20 protein-coding genes are annotated in these 15,238 nt (G+C 69.6%); 13 read left to right on the top strand and 7 right to left on the bottom strand.

Annotated elements, in window-relative coordinates; translation table 11 throughout:
* Positions 1 to 33 precede the first annotated feature (33 nt).
* Together AB0L91_RS01835 and AB0L91_RS01830 are read left to right on the top strand one after the other, a co-directional pair.
* Positions 34 to 675 (top strand): Pr6Pr family membrane protein, encoded by a 642-nt coding sequence (locus AB0L91_RS01835; RefSeq protein WP_365006888.1) that lies wholly within the window; start codon positions 34 to 36, stop codon positions 673 to 675.
* 54 nt (positions 676 to 729) lie between these two features.
* On the top strand, positions 730 to 1,953 hold the full coding sequence (locus AB0L91_RS01830) for an aminotransferase class III-fold pyridoxal phosphate-dependent enzyme (protein ID WP_365006887.1): 1,224 nt from the start codon (positions 730 to 732) through the stop codon (positions 1,951 to 1,953).
* Positions 1,954 to 1,968: 15 nt separating this feature from the next.
* On the opposite strand, the gene AB0L91_RS01825 is transcribed toward AB0L91_RS01830, so the two are convergent.
* Complete coding sequence (locus AB0L91_RS01825) at positions 1,969 to 2,460, bottom strand: GNAT family N-acetyltransferase (RefSeq protein ID WP_357344680.1); 492 nt, start codon at positions 2,458 to 2,460, stop codon at positions 1,969 to 1,971.
* 116 nt (positions 2,461 to 2,576) lie between these two features.
* On the opposite strand from AB0L91_RS01825, the gene AB0L91_RS01820 reads away from it, so the two are divergent.
* Entirely contained in the window at positions 2,577 to 3,167 is a 591-nt protein-coding gene (locus AB0L91_RS01820) for a DUF5134 domain-containing protein (RefSeq protein WP_365006886.1), read from the top strand.
* A gap of 58 nt (positions 3,168 to 3,225) precedes the next feature.
* The gene (locus AB0L91_RS01815) at positions 3,226 to 4,293 is read left to right on the top strand and encodes a hypothetical protein (RefSeq protein WP_365006885.1); all 1,068 of its coding nucleotides are present in this window, start codon (positions 3,226 to 3,228) and stop codon (positions 4,291 to 4,293) included.
* A 2-nt stretch (positions 4,294 to 4,295) separates the two neighbouring features.
* Here AB0L91_RS01815 and AB0L91_RS01810 read toward each other — a convergent pair whose 3' ends face one another.
* From AB0L91_RS01810 to AB0L91_RS01800, 3 genes are all read right to left on the bottom strand, one after another.
* Positions 4,296 to 4,997, bottom strand: a complete 702-nt coding sequence (locus AB0L91_RS01810; RefSeq protein ID WP_365006884.1) for a PhzF family phenazine biosynthesis protein — start codon at positions 4,995 to 4,997, stop codon at positions 4,296 to 4,298.
* 116 nt (positions 4,998 to 5,113) lie between these two features.
* Entirely contained in the window at positions 5,114 to 5,653 is a 540-nt protein-coding gene (locus tag AB0L91_RS01805) for a carboxymuconolactone decarboxylase family protein (RefSeq protein ID WP_355277623.1), read from the bottom strand.
* A gap of 41 nt (positions 5,654 to 5,694) precedes the next feature.
* Positions 5,695 to 6,282, bottom strand: coding sequence for a peroxiredoxin (locus AB0L91_RS01800; protein WP_019048020.1), 588 nt, complete (start codon positions 6,280 to 6,282; stop codon positions 5,695 to 5,697).
* Between the two features lie 109 nt (positions 6,283 to 6,391).
* Between AB0L91_RS01800 and AB0L91_RS01795 the strand changes: the two genes are divergently transcribed.
* The 3 genes from AB0L91_RS01795 (at position 6,392) to AB0L91_RS01785 (ending at position 8,377) form a co-directional block, all read left to right on the top strand.
* A complete protein-coding gene (locus AB0L91_RS01795; RefSeq protein ID WP_355277620.1) occupies positions 6,392 to 7,300 on the top strand; it encodes a hydrogen peroxide-inducible genes activator in 909 nt (302 codons plus the stop codon).
* Positions 7,301 to 7,407: 107 nt separating this feature from the next.
* The gene (locus AB0L91_RS01790) at positions 7,408 to 7,644 is read left to right on the top strand and encodes a hypothetical protein (RefSeq protein WP_355277618.1); all 237 of its coding nucleotides are present in this window, start codon (positions 7,408 to 7,410) and stop codon (positions 7,642 to 7,644) included.
* A gap of 103 nt (positions 7,645 to 7,747) precedes the next feature.
* Positions 7,748 to 8,377 carry a serine protease gene (locus tag AB0L91_RS01785; protein WP_365011138.1) on the top strand — a complete coding sequence of 210 codons (630 nt, stop codon included), beginning with the start codon at positions 7,748 to 7,750 and terminating at the stop codon, positions 8,375 to 8,377.
* A 10-nt stretch (positions 8,378 to 8,387) separates the two neighbouring features.
* On the opposite strand, the gene AB0L91_RS01780 is transcribed toward AB0L91_RS01785, so the two are convergent.
* A complete protein-coding gene (locus AB0L91_RS01780; protein ID WP_357344687.1) occupies positions 8,388 to 9,482 on the bottom strand; it encodes a LuxR family transcriptional regulator in 1,095 nt (364 codons plus the stop codon).
* Between the two features lie 186 nt (positions 9,483 to 9,668).
* Between AB0L91_RS01780 and AB0L91_RS01775 the strand changes: the two genes are divergently transcribed.
* The 6 genes from AB0L91_RS01775 (at position 9,669) to AB0L91_RS01750 (ending at position 13,253) form a co-directional block, all read left to right on the top strand.
* Positions 9,669 to 10,262, top strand: a complete 594-nt coding sequence (locus AB0L91_RS01775; protein WP_357344689.1) for a biotin transporter BioY — start codon at positions 9,669 to 9,671, stop codon at positions 10,260 to 10,262.
* 21 nt (positions 10,263 to 10,283) lie between these two features.
* A complete protein-coding gene (locus tag AB0L91_RS01770) occupies positions 10,284 to 10,964 on the top strand; it encodes an ABC transporter ATP-binding protein (protein WP_365006883.1) in 681 nt (226 codons plus the stop codon).
* Positions 10,961 to 11,563: an energy-coupling factor transporter transmembrane protein EcfT gene (locus AB0L91_RS01765; RefSeq protein ID WP_365006882.1), complete on the top strand. Its 603-nt coding sequence runs from the start codon at positions 10,961 to 10,963 to the stop codon at positions 11,561 to 11,563. The genes AB0L91_RS01770 and AB0L91_RS01765 overlap by 4 nt, the downstream gene beginning before the upstream one ends.
* A 47-nt stretch (positions 11,564 to 11,610) precedes the next feature.
* On the top strand, positions 11,611 to 12,201 hold the full coding sequence (locus AB0L91_RS01760) for a TetR family transcriptional regulator C-terminal domain-containing protein (RefSeq protein ID WP_365006881.1): 591 nt from the start codon (positions 11,611 to 11,613) through the stop codon (positions 12,199 to 12,201).
* 83 nt (positions 12,202 to 12,284) lie between these two features.
* Complete coding sequence (locus AB0L91_RS01755) at positions 12,285 to 13,025, top strand: SDR family NAD(P)-dependent oxidoreductase (RefSeq protein WP_365006880.1); 741 nt, start codon at positions 12,285 to 12,287, stop codon at positions 13,023 to 13,025.
* A gap of 15 nt (positions 13,026 to 13,040) precedes the next feature.
* Positions 13,041 to 13,253 (top strand): 4-oxalocrotonate tautomerase family protein, encoded by a 213-nt coding sequence (locus tag AB0L91_RS01750; protein ID WP_355277604.1) that lies wholly within the window; start codon positions 13,041 to 13,043, stop codon positions 13,251 to 13,253.
* Positions 13,254 to 13,308: 55 nt separating this feature from the next.
* Here AB0L91_RS01750 and AB0L91_RS01745 read toward each other — a convergent pair whose 3' ends face one another.
* Together AB0L91_RS01745 and speD are read right to left on the bottom strand one after the other, a co-directional pair.
* Positions 13,309 to 13,869 carry a hypothetical protein gene (locus AB0L91_RS01745; protein WP_355277601.1) on the bottom strand — a complete coding sequence of 187 codons (561 nt, stop codon included), beginning with the start codon at positions 13,867 to 13,869 and terminating at the stop codon, positions 13,309 to 13,311.
* 158 nt (positions 13,870 to 14,027) lie between these two features.
* The gene (gene speD / locus AB0L91_RS01740; protein ID WP_355277591.1) at positions 14,028 to 15,230 is read right to left on the bottom strand and encodes an adenosylmethionine decarboxylase; all 1,203 of its coding nucleotides are present in this window, start codon (positions 15,228 to 15,230) and stop codon (positions 14,028 to 14,030) included.
* Between the last annotated feature and the right edge of the window lie 8 nt (positions 15,231 to 15,238).

Here is a 15,238-nt window from a genome sequence, read left to right as displayed (position 1 = left end):
GTTTTCGCGGTCGGAGCGTGCGATGATCCCGAGATGAGCGCAGCGGCGGGCACGGCGTGGTGGATCAGGGTTCTGCGGATCGGGTTCGGCATCCTCGGTGCGGTCGCGCTGCTGTGGATTCCGCTGCGCAACATCGACTCCGCGACGTTCTCGCTCACCAACTACCTGAGCTACTTCACGGTCGAGTCGAACATCCTCGGCGTGATCGTGCTGCTGGTCGGCGGATTCCTCGCCCCGCAGGGCCGTGGCTGGCAGCTGTTCCGTGGCGCGGCGACGCTGTACATGCTGATCACCATGGTCGTCTACGCGGTCCTGCTCTCCCGGATCGACGTGATGCTCAACGACAAGTGGATCAACGACGTCATGCACCGGTACCTGCCGCTGGTGCTGCTGCTGGACTGGGTGCTGGTGTCGATGCCGGAGCGGCTGCGGCCGAGTCCCGCACTGGTCGGGCAGTGGCTGATCTACCCGCTGCTCTACGGCGCCTACAGCTTGATCCGCGGCCCGATCGTGGACTGGTATCCGTATCCGTTCATCGATCCGCGCCAGCAGGGCTACCTGTCGATGGCGATCGGGCTGGTCGTGTTGTCGCTGGTGTTCGCCGTCCTCGCGGTAGCCATGGCGTCGCTGGGCGATCTGCGGGCGTGGTGGCGGGAGCGCGCGTCCGCGGATTGAGACATCCGCGAGTCCGGCGAGCGCGGCCGGGCCGGTTCGGGTAAGTGTGGAGCCATGAATGCGCTCTGGCATGGATTCGCCGATATGGGTGCCGTCACTCGGGACGGTCCGTTCGTCGTCGCTCGCGGTGACGGTGCCTACGTCTACGACACCGCGGGCACGCGGTACCTCGACGCCACCGCCGGGCTCTGGTTCGCCAATGTCGGGCACGGTCGCGCCGAGATCGCCGACGCGGTCGCCGAGCAGTTGCGCACCATCGCGCACTACTCCAACTTCGGTGACCTCACCGAACCGCCGACCCAGGAACTGGCCGAGAAACTGTCGGCGATCGCGCCGGTACCGGGCAGCAAGATCTTCTTCACCTCCGGTGGCTCGGACTCGGTGGAGACCGCCGCCAAGCTGGCTCGCCGCTACTGGCACGAACTCGGCCGCACCGACAAGAAGATCCTGGTCGGCCGCCGCCTGGCCTACCACGGCATGCACTACGCCGGCACCTCGATCGGTGGTCTGGCCGGCAACCGGGAGGGGTACGGCGAACTCGTCGCCGACACCCGCACCGTCGAATGGGACGACGCGAAATCGCTGCTCGCCCTGATCGAGGACATCGGCGCCGAGCAGATCGCGGCCTTCTTCTGCGAGCCGATCATCGGCGCGGGCGGGGTGTACCTGCCGCCGGAGGGGTACCTGGCCGAGGTGCGCCAGATCTGCCGCGACAACGACATCCTGTTCGTCGCCGACGAGGTGGTCACCGGTTTCGGCCGGATCGGCGGCACCTGGTTCGCCTCCACCAAGTTCGCCCTCGAACCCGACCTCGTCACCACCGCCAAGGGCCTGACCTCGGGCTACGTGCCGATGGGCGCGGTCTTCATCGCACCGCACCTGGCCGAGCCGTTCTTCGCGGGCGGCGTCTGGTGGCGGCACGGCTACACCTACGGCGGGCACGCGGGCGCGGCGGCCGCGGCGCTGGCCAACCTCGCCATCGTCGAACGCGAAGGGCTGCTCGCGGAGGCGGCCCGCCTGGAGAGCACCCTGCACACGCTGCTCGCGCCGCTGGCCGAGCATCCGCGCGTCGCCGAGGTACGCAGCGGGCTCGGTGCGGTGGCCGCGGTGCAGCTGGCCGATCCGTCCGAGGGTCCCGGCCTGGTGAAAACCCTGCGCGAGCACGGCATCTCGGGTCGCGCCGCCGGTCAGGGCGCCATGCAGATCTCGCCGTCGTTCGTGATGACCGACGCGCAGGTCGCCGAGCTCGTCGAGGGCTTCACCCGCGCCCTGGGCTGAGCACGGGGCCGGTGGCTAGAGGGCCAGCGTGAAGAACTGGCTGTGTGGATCGAGGACGTAGTCGGCGAAGGGCGCGCACTCGGTGAACCCGTGCCGTAGGTAGAGGCGGCGGGCGGGTGCGAAGTACGCGTTCGAGCCGGTTTCCAGGCTCAGTCGCGCGTAGCCGCGTCGTCGCGCCTCGGCGACGATGTCGGCCAGCACCCGCGCGGCGACGCCGCGGCCGGTGAACCCGTCGGCGGTGCGCATGGACTTGATCTCGCCGTGGCCCGCGTCGAGTTCCTTGAGCGCGCCGCAGCCGGCCAGTTCGGCGCCCGCCCAGGCACTCCACACCGTGACCGCGGGATCGCGCAGGGCGGCCAGGTCGAGGGCGTGCATGCTGTCGGCGGGGGAGTTGGCGGCCATCTCGGTGTGATGGCCGGTCAGCAGGTCGCGGATCGGGGCGTCGGAGAGGTCGTCGACCGTCACGCGCAGTGCCTGCGCCGAGGCCACGGAGGGTGCGTCGGACATCGGTCCATGATCCGTCATCTCCCGCGGGTGCTCTCGCCTGGGGGCAAACCCGCCCGCGGGGACACCGGTCGATGCGAGCATGGGGTGCGCGGGTCTCGACTCGAAGGTGGTGGGGTGTGGCCGAATTCGTTGAGCACTATGCACTCGTCCGGTGGCCGGTGGTCGCCGCGTTCGTGCTCGCGACGATCATCGTCGCGCGGCGGTTGACCGGCCGGGTGGCGCCCGGGCACCGGGTCGACGCGGCGGCCGACAGCGCCCACCTGCTCATGTGCCTGGTGATGCTGGCCATGCTGATCTTCCCCGCCGCGACCCATCCGCTGGCCGTGCGCGGTGTCCTCACCGCGCTCACGGTCGCCTTCGCGATCCTGCTGGCCGAGCGCGTCGTCGGCCTGCGGGCGGGTGCTGCCGGGGGTCCCGACGGGGTCATGGCGCTCGGCTACCACACCCTCGCTGCCGCGGCGATGTTGTACGCGATGGCCGGGCACGGCGGCGGGCACACGGTGAGTGGACCGGCCTGGCCCGCGCTGGCGCTGGCCGCGTTGTTCGCGCTGGACGCCCTGCTCGCGCTCGGCACCGTCGGTCACGGACCGCGCCCGCACCGGTTCGTCCACCCGGCCGGTGCCCATCCACTGAGCTCGGCGCTGATCCCCCATGTGGTGATGGATATCGGTACCGCCTTCATGCTGATCGCCGCGATCGGGCGGTGAATACCGATCCACAACCGCTCGCGCTGCGAATTGCCGTTGTGTGGACAGGAATTCGACGATGAACCGGCAGCGTGGTCCCGACCCGGCGGTCGGTGGCGTCGAGCGGTCCGTCCCCGACCTCCCGTCCGAGCCGGACGACCGCGAGGCGCTGCGCACCCTCTTCCGGGCCACCGGTGCGGCGGCCTTCGGGCTGGCGCTGCGGGTGCTGCACCGGCGGGGTGCGGCTGAAGACGTTGTCCGCGAGGGATATCGGCGACTCCGCACGACCCCGTGGACGGCCGACGCCGAGCCGCCGGACCCACCGGCCGACCTCGCGGACGACCACGGTCCCGATCTCGGGACGCCCTGGGGCCGTTCGGCATTCGTCGGCGGGCAGCGGCGGGACCCCGGCTCCGACACCGGCTTCGGCCGGGGCGCGGTCTACGGCCGCGACGGCTCCCGGGTCGGCGGCGACCTCCCGCCGGTGGGCGAGCCAGAACTGCCCGCGCCCTACCGGGGGCGCGGCGAACCGCAGTTCGACGCCGAGCAGACCTGGCTGCTCGCTCAGGTCCACCGGCTCGCGATCCAGCGACTGCGGCTGGACCGGCACGACCGCGACGACATGCCCTGGCTCGCCGCGTCGGCCCGGCTCGGCTTCGCCGATCCGCTCGACAGCCACTGCGAGGTGTTCGTGCTCGCCTACTACGGCGGGCGCACCTACCGCGCGATCGGGCGCGAACTGGGCCTGCGGGTCCCCGTCGTCACCCGGCTGCTCGCCGAGGGCGTGGAGCGGCTGGCCGAGCAGCGCACCATCCGCGTCGGCAGCACGCGGCACTGGTGTCCACCGGGCTCGGTGCTCGCCCTCGCCGACGCCTACGCCCTCGACGCGGTCGCCGAACTCGAACACCACCACATCGAGAACAAGCTGGCCACCATGACCACGCCCGGTCTCGCGCAATTCGCCGACCGGGTCCGCGGTGTGCACGACGTGCTCGCGCGCCTGGCGGCCGACGACCAGCGCACCCCGCCCCGGCACCTGGAGACCCGCATCCTCGCCGACCTGGCCGGACCCGGCACCCCACGGCGCGGGCACTGGACCGCCCGCCCACCCTGGCTACGCCGCTTCGGCGGCCCGCTGGGGAGCTGAGCTCAGAGCACCACCACGTGGTCCTCGGCGACCCGGCCGCCGAGCCGCACCCAGCCGTCGGAATCCCATTCGGTGTAGAGCTGGGACCCCTGGCCCTGGGTCACCACCAGACCGCGGCGCAACTGGGCGGTGAGCGCGACCGCCGCCGCGCCGGTGGCCTCGTCCTCGGCGATGCCCATGGCGGGGGCGAACATGCGGGAGCGCAGGGCGCCGCGCGGTTCGTCGGTCCAGGTCCAGAAGTAGTGCTGGCCCGTGCTGAAGTCGTCGGGCCGCAGCAGCGCCAGTTCCTCGGCCGTGGCCAGCTCGTGGAAGGTGAAGTCGGGCGCCCATTCGGCGCGGGCGGTGATCCAGGTCAGGCCGTCGGTCTGGGCGACGGCGACGGGTCCCGCGGGGACCTGGAGGGTGTGTACCGGCGTGCGCTGCACGGCCAGCCACCACGCGGTGCCGACGCTCGGATGCCCGGCGAACGGCAATTCCACGGTGGGCGTGTAGATCCGGATGTCGGCGATCCCGTCCACGGGGTCCTGCACGACGGTGGTCTCGCTGAAGCCGAGCCGCGCGGCCAGCTCCTGCTTGTCGAGCGCGACGACGTCACCCGCGCGGGCGATGCCGAGCGCGTTGCCGAGCTGCCCGGCGGGGTCGGTGAACACTCGGACGACCTCGACCTGGATGTCCGGGGCATCGGGCACATCATGTGCGTTCATGATCGCGAGCCTACCGGCCGGTACGCGGGCCCGGCAGGATCGCGCGCCCGGTCGTGTCCTCGGGAAACGACCGCGGCCCCCGACCGGATCCCGGTCGGGGGCCGCGGGGCGCTACCTCAGACGGCGGCCGAGGCCAGGGCCTCGGTGGACTGCACCGCCTGGCCGACACCGGCGACGATGGCCGCCGCGCGCAGCGACTCGAAGATCACCTCGCGCGAGGCACCGGCCTCACGCAGCGTCTTCTCGTGCGCCTCCAGGCAGTGCGCGCAGCCGTTGATCGAGGAGACCGCGAACGACCACAGCTCGAAGTCGGCCTTGTCGACACCGGGGTTGCCGATGATGTTCATCCGCAGGCCGGCGCGCAGATCGTCGTAGCGGCCGTCCAGGAACGCCTTGCCGCGGTAGAACACGTTGTTCATGCCCATGATCGACGCGGCGCCCAGCGCGGCCTCGTAGGCCTCGGCGGACAGCACGTCGGCGGCTTCCTCGGCGATCTCGCGCAGCGTGGTGGCCGAGCGGGTCGCGGCGGCCGAGGCGAGCAGGGTGCCCCACAGCTGCTGCTCGCTGAGCACCGTCGTGCGCGCGATCGACGACAGATTGAGCTTGAGGTCCTTGGCGTACTCGGGGAGGGAGTTCTTCAGGTTCTCGATGCTCATGACAGTGGGGCTCCTCTGGGTGTTCGGTGGGGACGGGTGGATCAGACGCTGGCCGAGAGCAGTTCGCCCGCGTTGATGGTCGGATCGCCCTTCTTCCAGTTGCAGGCGCACAGCTCGTCGGACTGCAGGGCGTCGAGCACGCGCAGCACCTCGTCGACGTTGCGGCCGACCGAACCGGCGGTCACCGAGACGAACTGCACCTCGTTGTTCGGGTCGACGATGAAGGTGGCGCGATCGGCGACGCCGTCGGCGTTGAGAACGCCGGTGGCGGCGGCCAGCTCACGCTTGAGGTCGGACAGGATCGGGAAGGGGAGGGTCTTGAGATCCTCGTGCTGGGCGCGCCACTGGAAGTGCACGAACTCGTTGTCGACCGAGGCGCCGAGCACCTGGGCGTCACGGTCGGCGAACTCCTCGTTCAGCTTGCCGAAGGCGGCGATCTCGGTGGGGCACACGAAGGTGAAGTCCTTGGGCCAGAAGAACACGATTCGCCACTTGCCCGCGTGGTCGTCGCTGGTGATCTGGGTGAAGTAATCGTCCGGCTGCTGCGCGTCGACCTTCGACAGGTCACCTCCGATGACTGCCTTGAGGTTGTATGCCGGGAACTGGTCGCCGATGGTCAGCAGAGCCATGCTCATCTCCTCATTCGTGGTGTGGTCGCGCTCGTCGTGTGAGCCCGCGGTGATCTTGCCGAAAGCGTACTGAAAGGTAAAGCCGATCGCTCGTCGTACACTGATAGGCGTGACTGATCAGACTTATCAGCCAACCCTGTCGCAGCTGCGTGCGTTCGTCGCCGTGGCCGAATATCGGCATTTCGGCACCGCCGCAGCGCGTTTGACTGTGAGCCAACCCACGTTATCGCAGGCACTGGCATCACTGGAAAACGGCCTCGGACTGCAGCTCATCGAGCGCAGCACCCGTCGCGTGCTGGTCACCGCGGCCGGGATGCGGCTGCTGCCGCAGGCGATGGCGACCCTCGAGGCGGCCGACCGTTTCGTGGCCTCGGCGACCGGTGACGGACTCGGCGGCGTGCTGCGGCTGGGCATTATCCCGACCGTCGCGCCCTACGTGCTGCCGGACCTGCTGCCCGAGCTGCGCCGCAAACTGCCCGCGCTGGTGCCCCAGGTGGTGGAGGACCAGACCGCCCGGCTGCTCGACGGGCTGCGCACCGGCGTGCTCGACGTCGCCCTGCTCGCGTTGCCCACCGACGCCCCCGGCCTGGTCGAGATCCCGCTGTACTCCGAGGAATTCGTGCTCGTCACCCCGCGCGGGCACGAGCTGGCCGGGCGCACCGACCTGGCCGCGCCGGTGCTGGCCGACATGCCGTTGCTGCTGCTGGACGAAGGCCACTGCCTGCGCGACCAGACGCTGGAGCTGTGCCGCACCGCCGAGGTGCACCCCGGCGCGGTCGGCGACACCCGCGCCGCCTCGCTGACGACCGTGGTGCAGTGCGTCGCGGGCGGCCTCGGGGTGACCCTCATTCCGCAGATGGCCGTGGCCACCGAGACCGCGCGGGCCACCCTCGACACCGCGCGCTTCGCCGATCCCGCGCCCGGCCGCACGATCGGGCTGGCATATCGGGGGTCATCCGCGCGGGCCGAGGATTACGAATACCTCGCAGCTGTGATCCGATCGAAGCGGCCCTTTTAGATCTCATCTGTTCGTACGACGATATTCCGGGCCGTCGGTGCTGTCCTTTATAGGGTGACGATTCCGTCGTGGGATCGGCACGACAAATGTGGGAGACAGTCGAAGGAATGGCCATGTACAAAGTACGTTCAACCATCGCGGTGCTCGCTTGTGCGCCGATGATCGCTCTAGGTGCCGGCGTCGCCGGCGCAGCACCGGCGGCGGACCCCGTCCCCGTCGCACCGGTTCCGGTTCAGGTCGAGCCCGTTGTGTTGTCACCGTTCATCACGATCCCCGGTGCCTTCCTCGCATGCGGCATCGTCCTGATCACCGTTCCCTTCTTGTACCCGGTCTGCGTGGTCTGACACGCAGATGCCGACAACGAGAAGCAATCGAGGCACTCCCGCACTTCAGCGCGGGAGTGCTCCTACGACATGGGGTCGGTGGTGGATCGCCGCCGCCACGCTGCTGCTGGTCTGGGGCACCGTCGGCACTGTCGGGACGGCGCAGGGAGCCGCCCCGGTGACGCTCGGTGGTGGCTCCGGCATCGTCCTCGACGACGGCTCGACCTGCACACTCACGACGATCGGCTGGGATGGTGCCGGTCGTCTGGTCGGCTTCACGGCCGCGCACTGCGCTGCCGCCGGTGAGGGCATGGGAGTGGCCGCCGAGGCCGATCCCGAGGCAGGCAACGTCGGCACGATCGCGCTGCTCGGCAGCGATCTCGACTACGCGGTCATCGCCTTCGACGAGAGTGCGGTGATCCCGGTGAACCGGGTCGGCTCGACCACGATCACCGACGTCGGCGTGCCCGCCCAGTTCCCGGCTGTCGCCTGTAAGGAAGGACGGACAACAGGGCAGACCTGTGGGCTGGTCTACGGAGACGTCTTCGGTGGCGCCTCGTGGACGCTGACCCAGATCTGCGTGATCCTCGGTGATTCCGGCGCGCCCGTCGTCGTCGGTTCGACGCTCGTCGCGATCGTCAACGGCTATATCGGGTTGCCGTGCATCGGCCCGCAGGTCGGCGCGAATTTCTCGCTGATTCTCGCGGATGTCGACGCACGCGGCGGAATCGGTGCAGGATTCCATCCGATTTGATTGCGAATAGTTACTGCGCGGAAATGGCAGTGGTCAGCAGGAGCCGAACCAATTCCGCCTGTCGGTGTGTTTTCGTCTTCGCGAAAATATGCTGCAGGTGCGTGCGGGCGGTGAATACCGAGACGGAGAGCTGATCGGCGACGGCGGGCAAGCCGTCGCCGCGCAGCACCCCCATGGCGACCATGGTCTCCGCGTCGGTCAGGCCGTACAGATCGTGCAGGGCCTCCGGCTCCGGCTCGGGGTCGTGATCCGGATCGACGAGCAGGAGCAGCACCGCGCGGTGCCACAGTCCGTCGCCGGCGATGCCGTCGAGCGGGGACACCCGCAGAATCAGCGGCTTGCGGCCGGAACAGCGGGTGACGGCCACGTTGCCGCTGGAGAATCCGGGGTCGGCGGCGCAGTTGATCAGGTCCCTGAGCTGTTTCTGGGTGGTCGGGGATCCGGCCCGCAGACAGCCGAAGGCGTCCACCGACAACCCGTCGGACGCCTCGGTGATCCGCTCGGCCATCGAGTTGGCGAACACCAGTGCCGCGTCGGTGGTGACGATCATGATCCCGTAGTGCGCCTGCTCCAGGGTCGCGAGCGCGAAGGCCCGGTCCCGGGACAGTTCGACCAGCTTGGACTGGGTGCGCAGCGCGCCGCGCAGGTGCGGCACGAGCACCCGCAGCAGCGCCAGGCCCGCGGGATGGCCGGTGATCGACTGGTGATCGGGCATCGTCAGGCAGATCCACGACGACGGGCGATCGTCGCTGAGCCGGGCCAGGAAGCTGTTGGACAGGCCGTTCGCACTGACCTGGTCGGCGAGCGCGCTGCCGTGCTCCGGAACGGCGAACAGGTCGTCGCTGGTGGCGGTGCTGCCGACCGGCAGCTGTTGGACCCGCTCGGCGACGCGCTCGAGCTGCGCGGGCAGATCCGGCGGGCTGCTGGCCCCCGCGGATTTGATCGCGAACCGGTCACCGACCGGATCGGCGATGACCAGGAAGCCGTGGACCGCGCCGAAGGTGTCGGTGATCTCCCCGATCACCGAGTCCCACCGGTCCGGGTCGTTGCCCGCGCCGTAGATCGCGGCGATCAAGTTCGAAAAACGTTGTAGCGCTATCGACATGATGGCCCTTCCTCGGCCACGGGTTGTCGGCGCGCTGCCGTTGTGCGGCGAGCGCCGCCCGGGAAGTCCCAACCTTCGAATCGTAATCGATCTTCGGGCGCGGCGAAATGCTCGCCGATGTCTTCCGGCCGCGGACTCAGGCGGCTCACCTGCTATCTTGAACGTCGTTCAATTCCATGGTGAAGGATGTCCGCTGTGTCCGATATCGAGAAATCCCCTAAGCCCGCGGTCGGTTTCGCCGCGCGGGACCTGGCGCAGATCGCGGTGTTCGCCGCGCTGATCGCCGCCCTGGGGCTGCCGGGCGCGATCACCGTCGGATTCAGTGGCGTGCCGATCACCCTGCAGACCCTCGGTGTGATCCTGACCGGCGCGATCCTCGGCGCGCGCAAGGGCACCGCCGCCGTCGCGGTGTTCATCGCGCTGACCCTGATCGGCCTGCCGCTGCTCTCGGGTGGTCGCACCGGCCTGACCGCGCTGGCCTCGCCGACCGCGGGCTATCTGATCGGCTGGATTCCCGCCACGCTGGTGATCGGGTCGCTGACCGCGCTTATCCTGCCGAAGTACCCGATCGTGCCGGGCCTGCTGATCAACGCGCTCGGCGGCATCCTGGTCATCTACCTGTTCGGTACCGCCGGCCTGCTGGTCCGCACCGACCTTGGGCTCTGGGCCGCCATATCGACCAACTTCGCGTTCGTGCCGGGCGACCTGGCCAAGGTCGTCATCGCCACCGTGGTGGCCAAGGGCGTGCACCGGGCCTATCCCGGACTGATCCGTGGCTGAGCGCGCGGGTCGGCGGCGCGCGTGAGCGAGATCGTCCTCGACGGGGTGGGCCACCGGTTCGGCGACCGGACCGTCCTGCGCGAGATCGACCTGCGGATCACCGAACAACGGGTCGGGCTCATCGGCGCCAACGGCTCGGGGAAGTCGACGCTGGCGCGGATGCTCAACGGCCTGCTGAAGCCGACCTCGGGCAGCGTCACGGTCGACGGGATCGACGCTGCCCGCAAGGGTGCCCAGGTGCGGCGCAAGGTCGGCTTCGTGTTCACCGATCCCGACACCCAGATCGTGATGCCGACCGTCACCGAGGACCTGGCGTTCTCGCTGCGGCGCAGCGGCCTCGGCCGCGCCGAGATCGCGGCCAGGGTGACCGGGATGCTGGACCGATTCGGGCTGAGCGCGCACGCCGACCATCCGGCGCACCTGCTCTCGGGCGGGCAGAAGCAGTTGCTCGCGATCGGTTCCGCGCTGATCCGCGAGCCCGAGGTGATCGTCGCCGACGAGCCGACCACCCTGCTCGACCTGCGCAACGCCCGCCGGGTGTCGGAGGCGCTGAACGCCCTCGACCAGCAGGTGATCGTGGTGACACACCAGCTCGCCCTGCTCGACGGCTTCGACCGAGTCGTGGTGCTGGACAACGGGTCCGTCGCTTACGACGGCCCGCCCGCGGACGCGGTCGGCGCGTACCGGCGGCTCGTCGAGTGATCGGCCTATACCGTCCCGGCGATTCCCCGCTGCACCGGATGCCCGCGGGGGCGAAGCTGGTGCTGCTCGTCGTCGCGATCGTCGCGATGACCGTCTTCGTGCGCGGTCTGCCGGGGGTGGGTGTGCTCGTACTTGCGATCGCCTGCCTGTTCGCGCTCGCGCGGATCTCCTGGCGGGTGGCGCTGGCGCAGATCCGGCCGGTGCTGTGGATGACGCTGATCATCGGTGTGTTCCAGCTGTTCACCACCTCGCCGACCCGGGCGGTCGTCGTCTGCGCTGTGCTGCTCGCCTCGGTCGCGCTCGCGGCGCTGGTCACCGTGACGACCAGGGTCACCGACCTGCTGGACGCCCTCACCCGCGCGCTCGGGCCGCTGCGCCGGGTCGGGGTGGATCCCGAGCGGGTGGGGCTGCTGCTGGCCCTGGCCATTCGCTGCGTTCCGTTGCTGGCGCAGATCGTGCACGACGTCGCCGAGGCGCGCCGCGCTCGCGGGGTGTCCTGGTCGGCGACGGCCCTGGTCACGCCCGTGCTGGTGCGCGCGTTGCGGACCGCCGATGCGATGGGGGAGGCGCTGGCGGCGCGCGGCGTCGACGACGACTGACGAATACCTCTTGCGATTAGTAGACGACCGGTCGTATAGTCGTTCGCATGGCACGGCCCCGACGTAGCGACGACACCCGAGCACTCCTGATCGAGGAGGGCGCGGTCGGTCTGCTGTCCAACGGTTATCACGGCACCGGCATCAAGCAGGTGCTCGACAAGGTCGGCGTGCCGAAGGGGTCGTTCTACAACTACTTCGACAGCAAGGAGAGCTTCGCGCACGCGGTGATCGAGCATCACTCGCTGTGCGTGCAGCGCAACCTGGCCGAAGCCTTCGGCGGCGCCCCCGACGCGCTCACCGGACTGCGCCGCTTCTTCGGCACGCTGACCGCGGACTTCGTCGCCGCCGACTACACCGGCGGCTGCCTGATCGCCAATCTCGGCGGTGAACTCGAGGGCAGCGAGACCTTGCGCACCGCGCTCTCGGCGGCTTGGGCGGCCTGGCGCGACGGCGTCGCGGGCGCCCTGCGGACCGCGCAGGCCGAGGGGACGGTGCGCGCCGACATCGATGCCGTCGACCTCGCCGATCTGCTGCTGGAGTCGTGGGAGGGTGCGGTCATCCGGATGAAGATCGACCGCACCGTCGAGCCGCTGGACAAGTGTCTGCGCCGCCTGCTCGACGACTACTTCCGGCCGTAACCAAAGCCCTATCTCGCGTCCCAACCCTGCCGGTCGTCCATCCTAAGACGACCGGTCGTATCCGAACTCGAAAGGAACAGTCGATGTCGACTCCGAAGACGGTCGTCGTGACCGGGGCATCCAGCGGAATCGGGCGTGATGTCGCCCGCGCCTTCGTCGCCAGAGGCGACGCGGTGGTCCTGGGCGGGCGCGACGCGGACAAGCTCGCCGCCGTCGCCGCGGAACTGGACGCGCCGGATCGCGTGGCCACCGTGGCCGGTGATATCGGCTCGCCCGCAACGGGATCGGCATACGTCCGCGCCGCTCTGGAGCGATTCGGTCGGGTCGACGCGCTGATCAACAGCGCGGGCGTGTTCGGCGCGACCCCCTTCGTCGACGTCACCGAGTCCGAGCTCGACCGCTATCTCGGTGGCAACCTCAAGGGCACCTACTTCACCACCCAGGCCGTGGTGCGCCAGCTGCTCACCCAGGGCGACGGCGGCAGCGTCGTCAATATCGGCACCGTGCTCATCGACCACGCGATGACCGGGCTGCCCGCGTCGGCAGCGCTGATCAGCAAGGGCGGCGTGCACGCCCTGACCACCAGCCTGGCCGCCGAACTCGCGCCCGCCCGGATCCGGGTGAACGCGGTCGCGCCCGGCATCATCCGCACCCCGCTGTTCGGTGACGGTGACGAGCGCGCCGCCGCGGGCGCTGCGCTGCTCGGCCGGATCGGCGAGGTCGCCGACACCACGGCGGCCGTGCTGTACCTGACCGACGCCGAGTTCGTCACCGGCCACATCCTCCCCGTCGACGGCGGGTTCATCTCGGGTAGAGCGGCGTAGAAAGGAAACCAAACCATGCCGTATGTCAACATCAAGGTCACCGACGAAGGGGTCACCCCGGAGCAGAAGGGTCAGCTGATCAAGGGTGTCACCGACCTGCTGTTCGAGGTGCTCGGCAAGTCGCCCGACAGCACCTACGTGGTGATCGACGAAGTGGCGCTGACGGATTGGGGCGTCGGCGGGGTCAACGTCGCCGAGTATCGCGCCCAACGCGCGGCGCGCGGCTGAGGGTGCCACGGTGCGCCGGGTGCGGGCTCTCCCGCGCCCGGCGCGCCGCCGTTCGTCAGGCCGGGCCGTCGAACGGCACCGCGGCGTCGAGGGCGAACCAGCCCATCGGGATCCGCTTCCCCCGGGTCAGGAAGTAGCTCGGGCCCAGCCACAGATCCGGCTCGATCTCCCGCAGTTCGTCGTAGATCCGCCGGGCGGGCCGCCGCGAACCGACTCGCGGATCGTCGTAGTCGAACAGCACCGCCGCGCGCCCGTCGAGCACGGAATCACCCACCGTGGCCACGAAATTCAGCGCCCGCATGCCGCCGAGCAGACGGAAGACGTTGTGGCCGACCGCCACCCCGCCGTCCACGTGACGAAACGATTTCGCCACCCAGAAATACGACGGCCGCGCCATCACCGGCCCGAGCACCCGCTCGGCGGACCCGGGGAACGACCGCATCGTCACATCACCGTCGAGCCGCGCGAAGTCGCGTTCGGTCACCGCGGGCGCCGCGTCGAACAGCGCGCGGAACTCGGTGAGCCCGGCCCGCGACAGGGCGTCCAGGCGCGGGCGATGGCCCGACGGCGCGCGGACCGGCATCAGACCGTCGGCGGACAACGGTGTCGGCGTCATGAGCGGACTCGATTCTGTCGATGCTGTGCATCTTGCATACTGCCAACGTTCGGCGAGCCACGACACCGGAATCGGCAGCCCGGTGGTGATCCGCGGAAACGACGAAGGCGGTGACCCGGGTCCGGGTCACCGCCTTCGGTGGCTGTCGCGAAGCGAGCTCAGGCGCGCAGGGCGTAGGGCTCGATCGCGCCGCGCTCGAGGGCGCGGGCGTCGATGGTCTCGGCGCGGTAGGGGAGCAGGGCCAGGCGGTCGGTCATGCCGCGCACCGGGTCGTCGATCTTCTCGTTCAGGCCGAACAGGAAGGTCCACTCGTGCTCGTCGCTGCCGTAGGGGACCACGGTGGCGAACTGCTCGTGGAACCGGCCCCACGAGCGCTTGAGGGTCTCGTTGCGCCACATGGTCGCGCAGCCGGCCTGGGCCGACAGCACGCCGCCGGGCGCCAGCAGTGCCTTACATCGGGACAGGAACTCCGCCTCGTAGAGGCGGTTGTGCTGGGCGTCCTCGACGCGCTCGTCCGGCAGATCGATGACGATCACGTCGTAGCGGGTGCCCGCCTCCTGCGCGTTGGCCAGGAAGTCCCAGCCGTCGGCGTAGTGCACGTGCACCGGACCCTCGCCGGCGACCGCGGCCGCCAGTTCCTCGGTGGTGTAGCCGTAGGGCAGGTGCCGGGCGCACAGCTCGACCTCGCGCTGGTCGATGTCGACGTGGTCGACCAGGGTCGCGCCCGCCGCCACCGACATCTGCGAGGCCACACCCTCGCCGGAACCGATGATCAGCACCCGGTCCAGCTTCTCGGCCAGCACGAACGCCGGGACCATCATGGCCTCGTGGTAGGTGACCTGGGAGAACTCGGTGGACTGGCGGTCGTCGTCGGAGAACAGGGAGATGCCCTGATCGGTCCGCGCGATCACCATGTGCTGGAACGGGGTGTTCGTGTCCACGATCACCTCGTGCAGATCCCAGATCCGGGTCAGGCCGTCGCCCACCGGTTCGTAGATCTTCTCGGCACCGTGGCCGCGCTGGACGACCTTCATACGAACATCCTTGGGAGACAACTTGTCTCGCAGGAGTTCTACCGCCTTCGTCGCACCGGCGCCGATGCTGCCGCAGGTGAAGACGTCGACGAAGATGTCGCCGGACTCCGGATAGGTGTGAATCGAGGCGTGGGACTCCGACAACAGGGCGAGGACGGTCACCCCCTGCGGATCGAACTTTTTGTGAACGACATCGCAGATGGTGACGCCCGCCGCGATCAGAGACTCACGCAACGCCGATTCGAGTCGTTCGAGATCGTCACACAGGTCTGTGTCGACACCACCGAACTCGGCCAGCACGTGCCAGCCGGTGAATTCCGCCGTCATGGGCAAAC

Origin of the sequence: Nocardia sp. NPDC051833 (assembly GCF_040681225.1) — a bacterium.
Classification (GTDB): Bacteria; Actinomycetota; Actinomycetes; order Mycobacteriales; family Mycobacteriaceae; genus Nocardia.
The sequence above is the reverse complement of the archived record's forward strand: the minus strand, read 5'-3'. Positions and strand labels throughout refer to the sequence as shown.

What these genes read in the sequence shown, in the direction of transcription:
- AB0L91_RS01755 (WP_365006880.1), top strand. Translation starts at nt 12,285, where the DNA reads ATGTCGACTCCGAAGACGGTCGTCGTGACCGGGGCATCCAGCGGAATC.
- AB0L91_RS01800 (WP_019048020.1), bottom strand. Translation starts at nt 6,282, where the DNA reads ATGGCTCTGCTGACCATCGGCGACCAGTTCCCGGCATACAACCTCAAG.
- AB0L91_RS01790 (WP_355277618.1), top strand. Translation starts at nt 7,408, where the DNA reads ATGGCCATGTACAAAGTACGTTCAACCATCGCGGTGCTCGCTTGTGCG.
- AB0L91_RS01835 (WP_365006888.1), top strand. Translation starts at nt 34, where the DNA reads ATGAGCGCAGCGGCGGGCACGGCGTGGTGGATCAGGGTTCTGCGGATC.
- AB0L91_RS01760 (WP_365006881.1), top strand. Translation starts at nt 11,611, where the DNA reads ATGGCACGGCCCCGACGTAGCGACGACACCCGAGCACTCCTGATCGAG.
- speD (WP_355277591.1), bottom strand. Translation starts at nt 15,230, where the DNA reads ATGACGGCGGAATTCACCGGCTGGCACGTGCTGGCCGAGTTCGGTGGT.
- AB0L91_RS01775 (WP_357344689.1), top strand. Translation starts at nt 9,669, where the DNA reads ATGTCCGCTGTGTCCGATATCGAGAAATCCCCTAAGCCCGCGGTCGGT.
- AB0L91_RS01750 (WP_355277604.1), top strand. Translation starts at nt 13,041, where the DNA reads ATGCCGTATGTCAACATCAAGGTCACCGACGAAGGGGTCACCCCGGAG.
- AB0L91_RS01745 (WP_355277601.1), bottom strand. Translation starts at nt 13,869, where the DNA reads ATGACGCCGACACCGTTGTCCGCCGACGGTCTGATGCCGGTCCGCGCG.
- AB0L91_RS01830 (WP_365006887.1), top strand. Translation starts at nt 730, where the DNA reads ATGAATGCGCTCTGGCATGGATTCGCCGATATGGGTGCCGTCACTCGG.
- AB0L91_RS01810 (WP_365006884.1), bottom strand. Translation starts at nt 4,997, where the DNA reads ATGAACGCACATGATGTGCCCGATGCCCCGGACATCCAGGTCGAGGTC.
- AB0L91_RS01825 (WP_357344680.1), bottom strand. Translation starts at nt 2,460, where the DNA reads ATGTCCGACGCACCCTCCGTGGCCTCGGCGCAGGCACTGCGCGTGACG.
- AB0L91_RS01815 (WP_365006885.1), top strand. Translation starts at nt 3,226, where the DNA reads ATGAACCGGCAGCGTGGTCCCGACCCGGCGGTCGGTGGCGTCGAGCGG.
- AB0L91_RS01780 (WP_357344687.1), bottom strand. Translation starts at nt 9,482, where the DNA reads ATGTCGATAGCGCTACAACGTTTTTCGAACTTGATCGCCGCGATCTAC.
- AB0L91_RS01805 (WP_355277623.1), bottom strand. Translation starts at nt 5,653, where the DNA reads ATGAGCATCGAGAACCTGAAGAACTCCCTCCCCGAGTACGCCAAGGAC.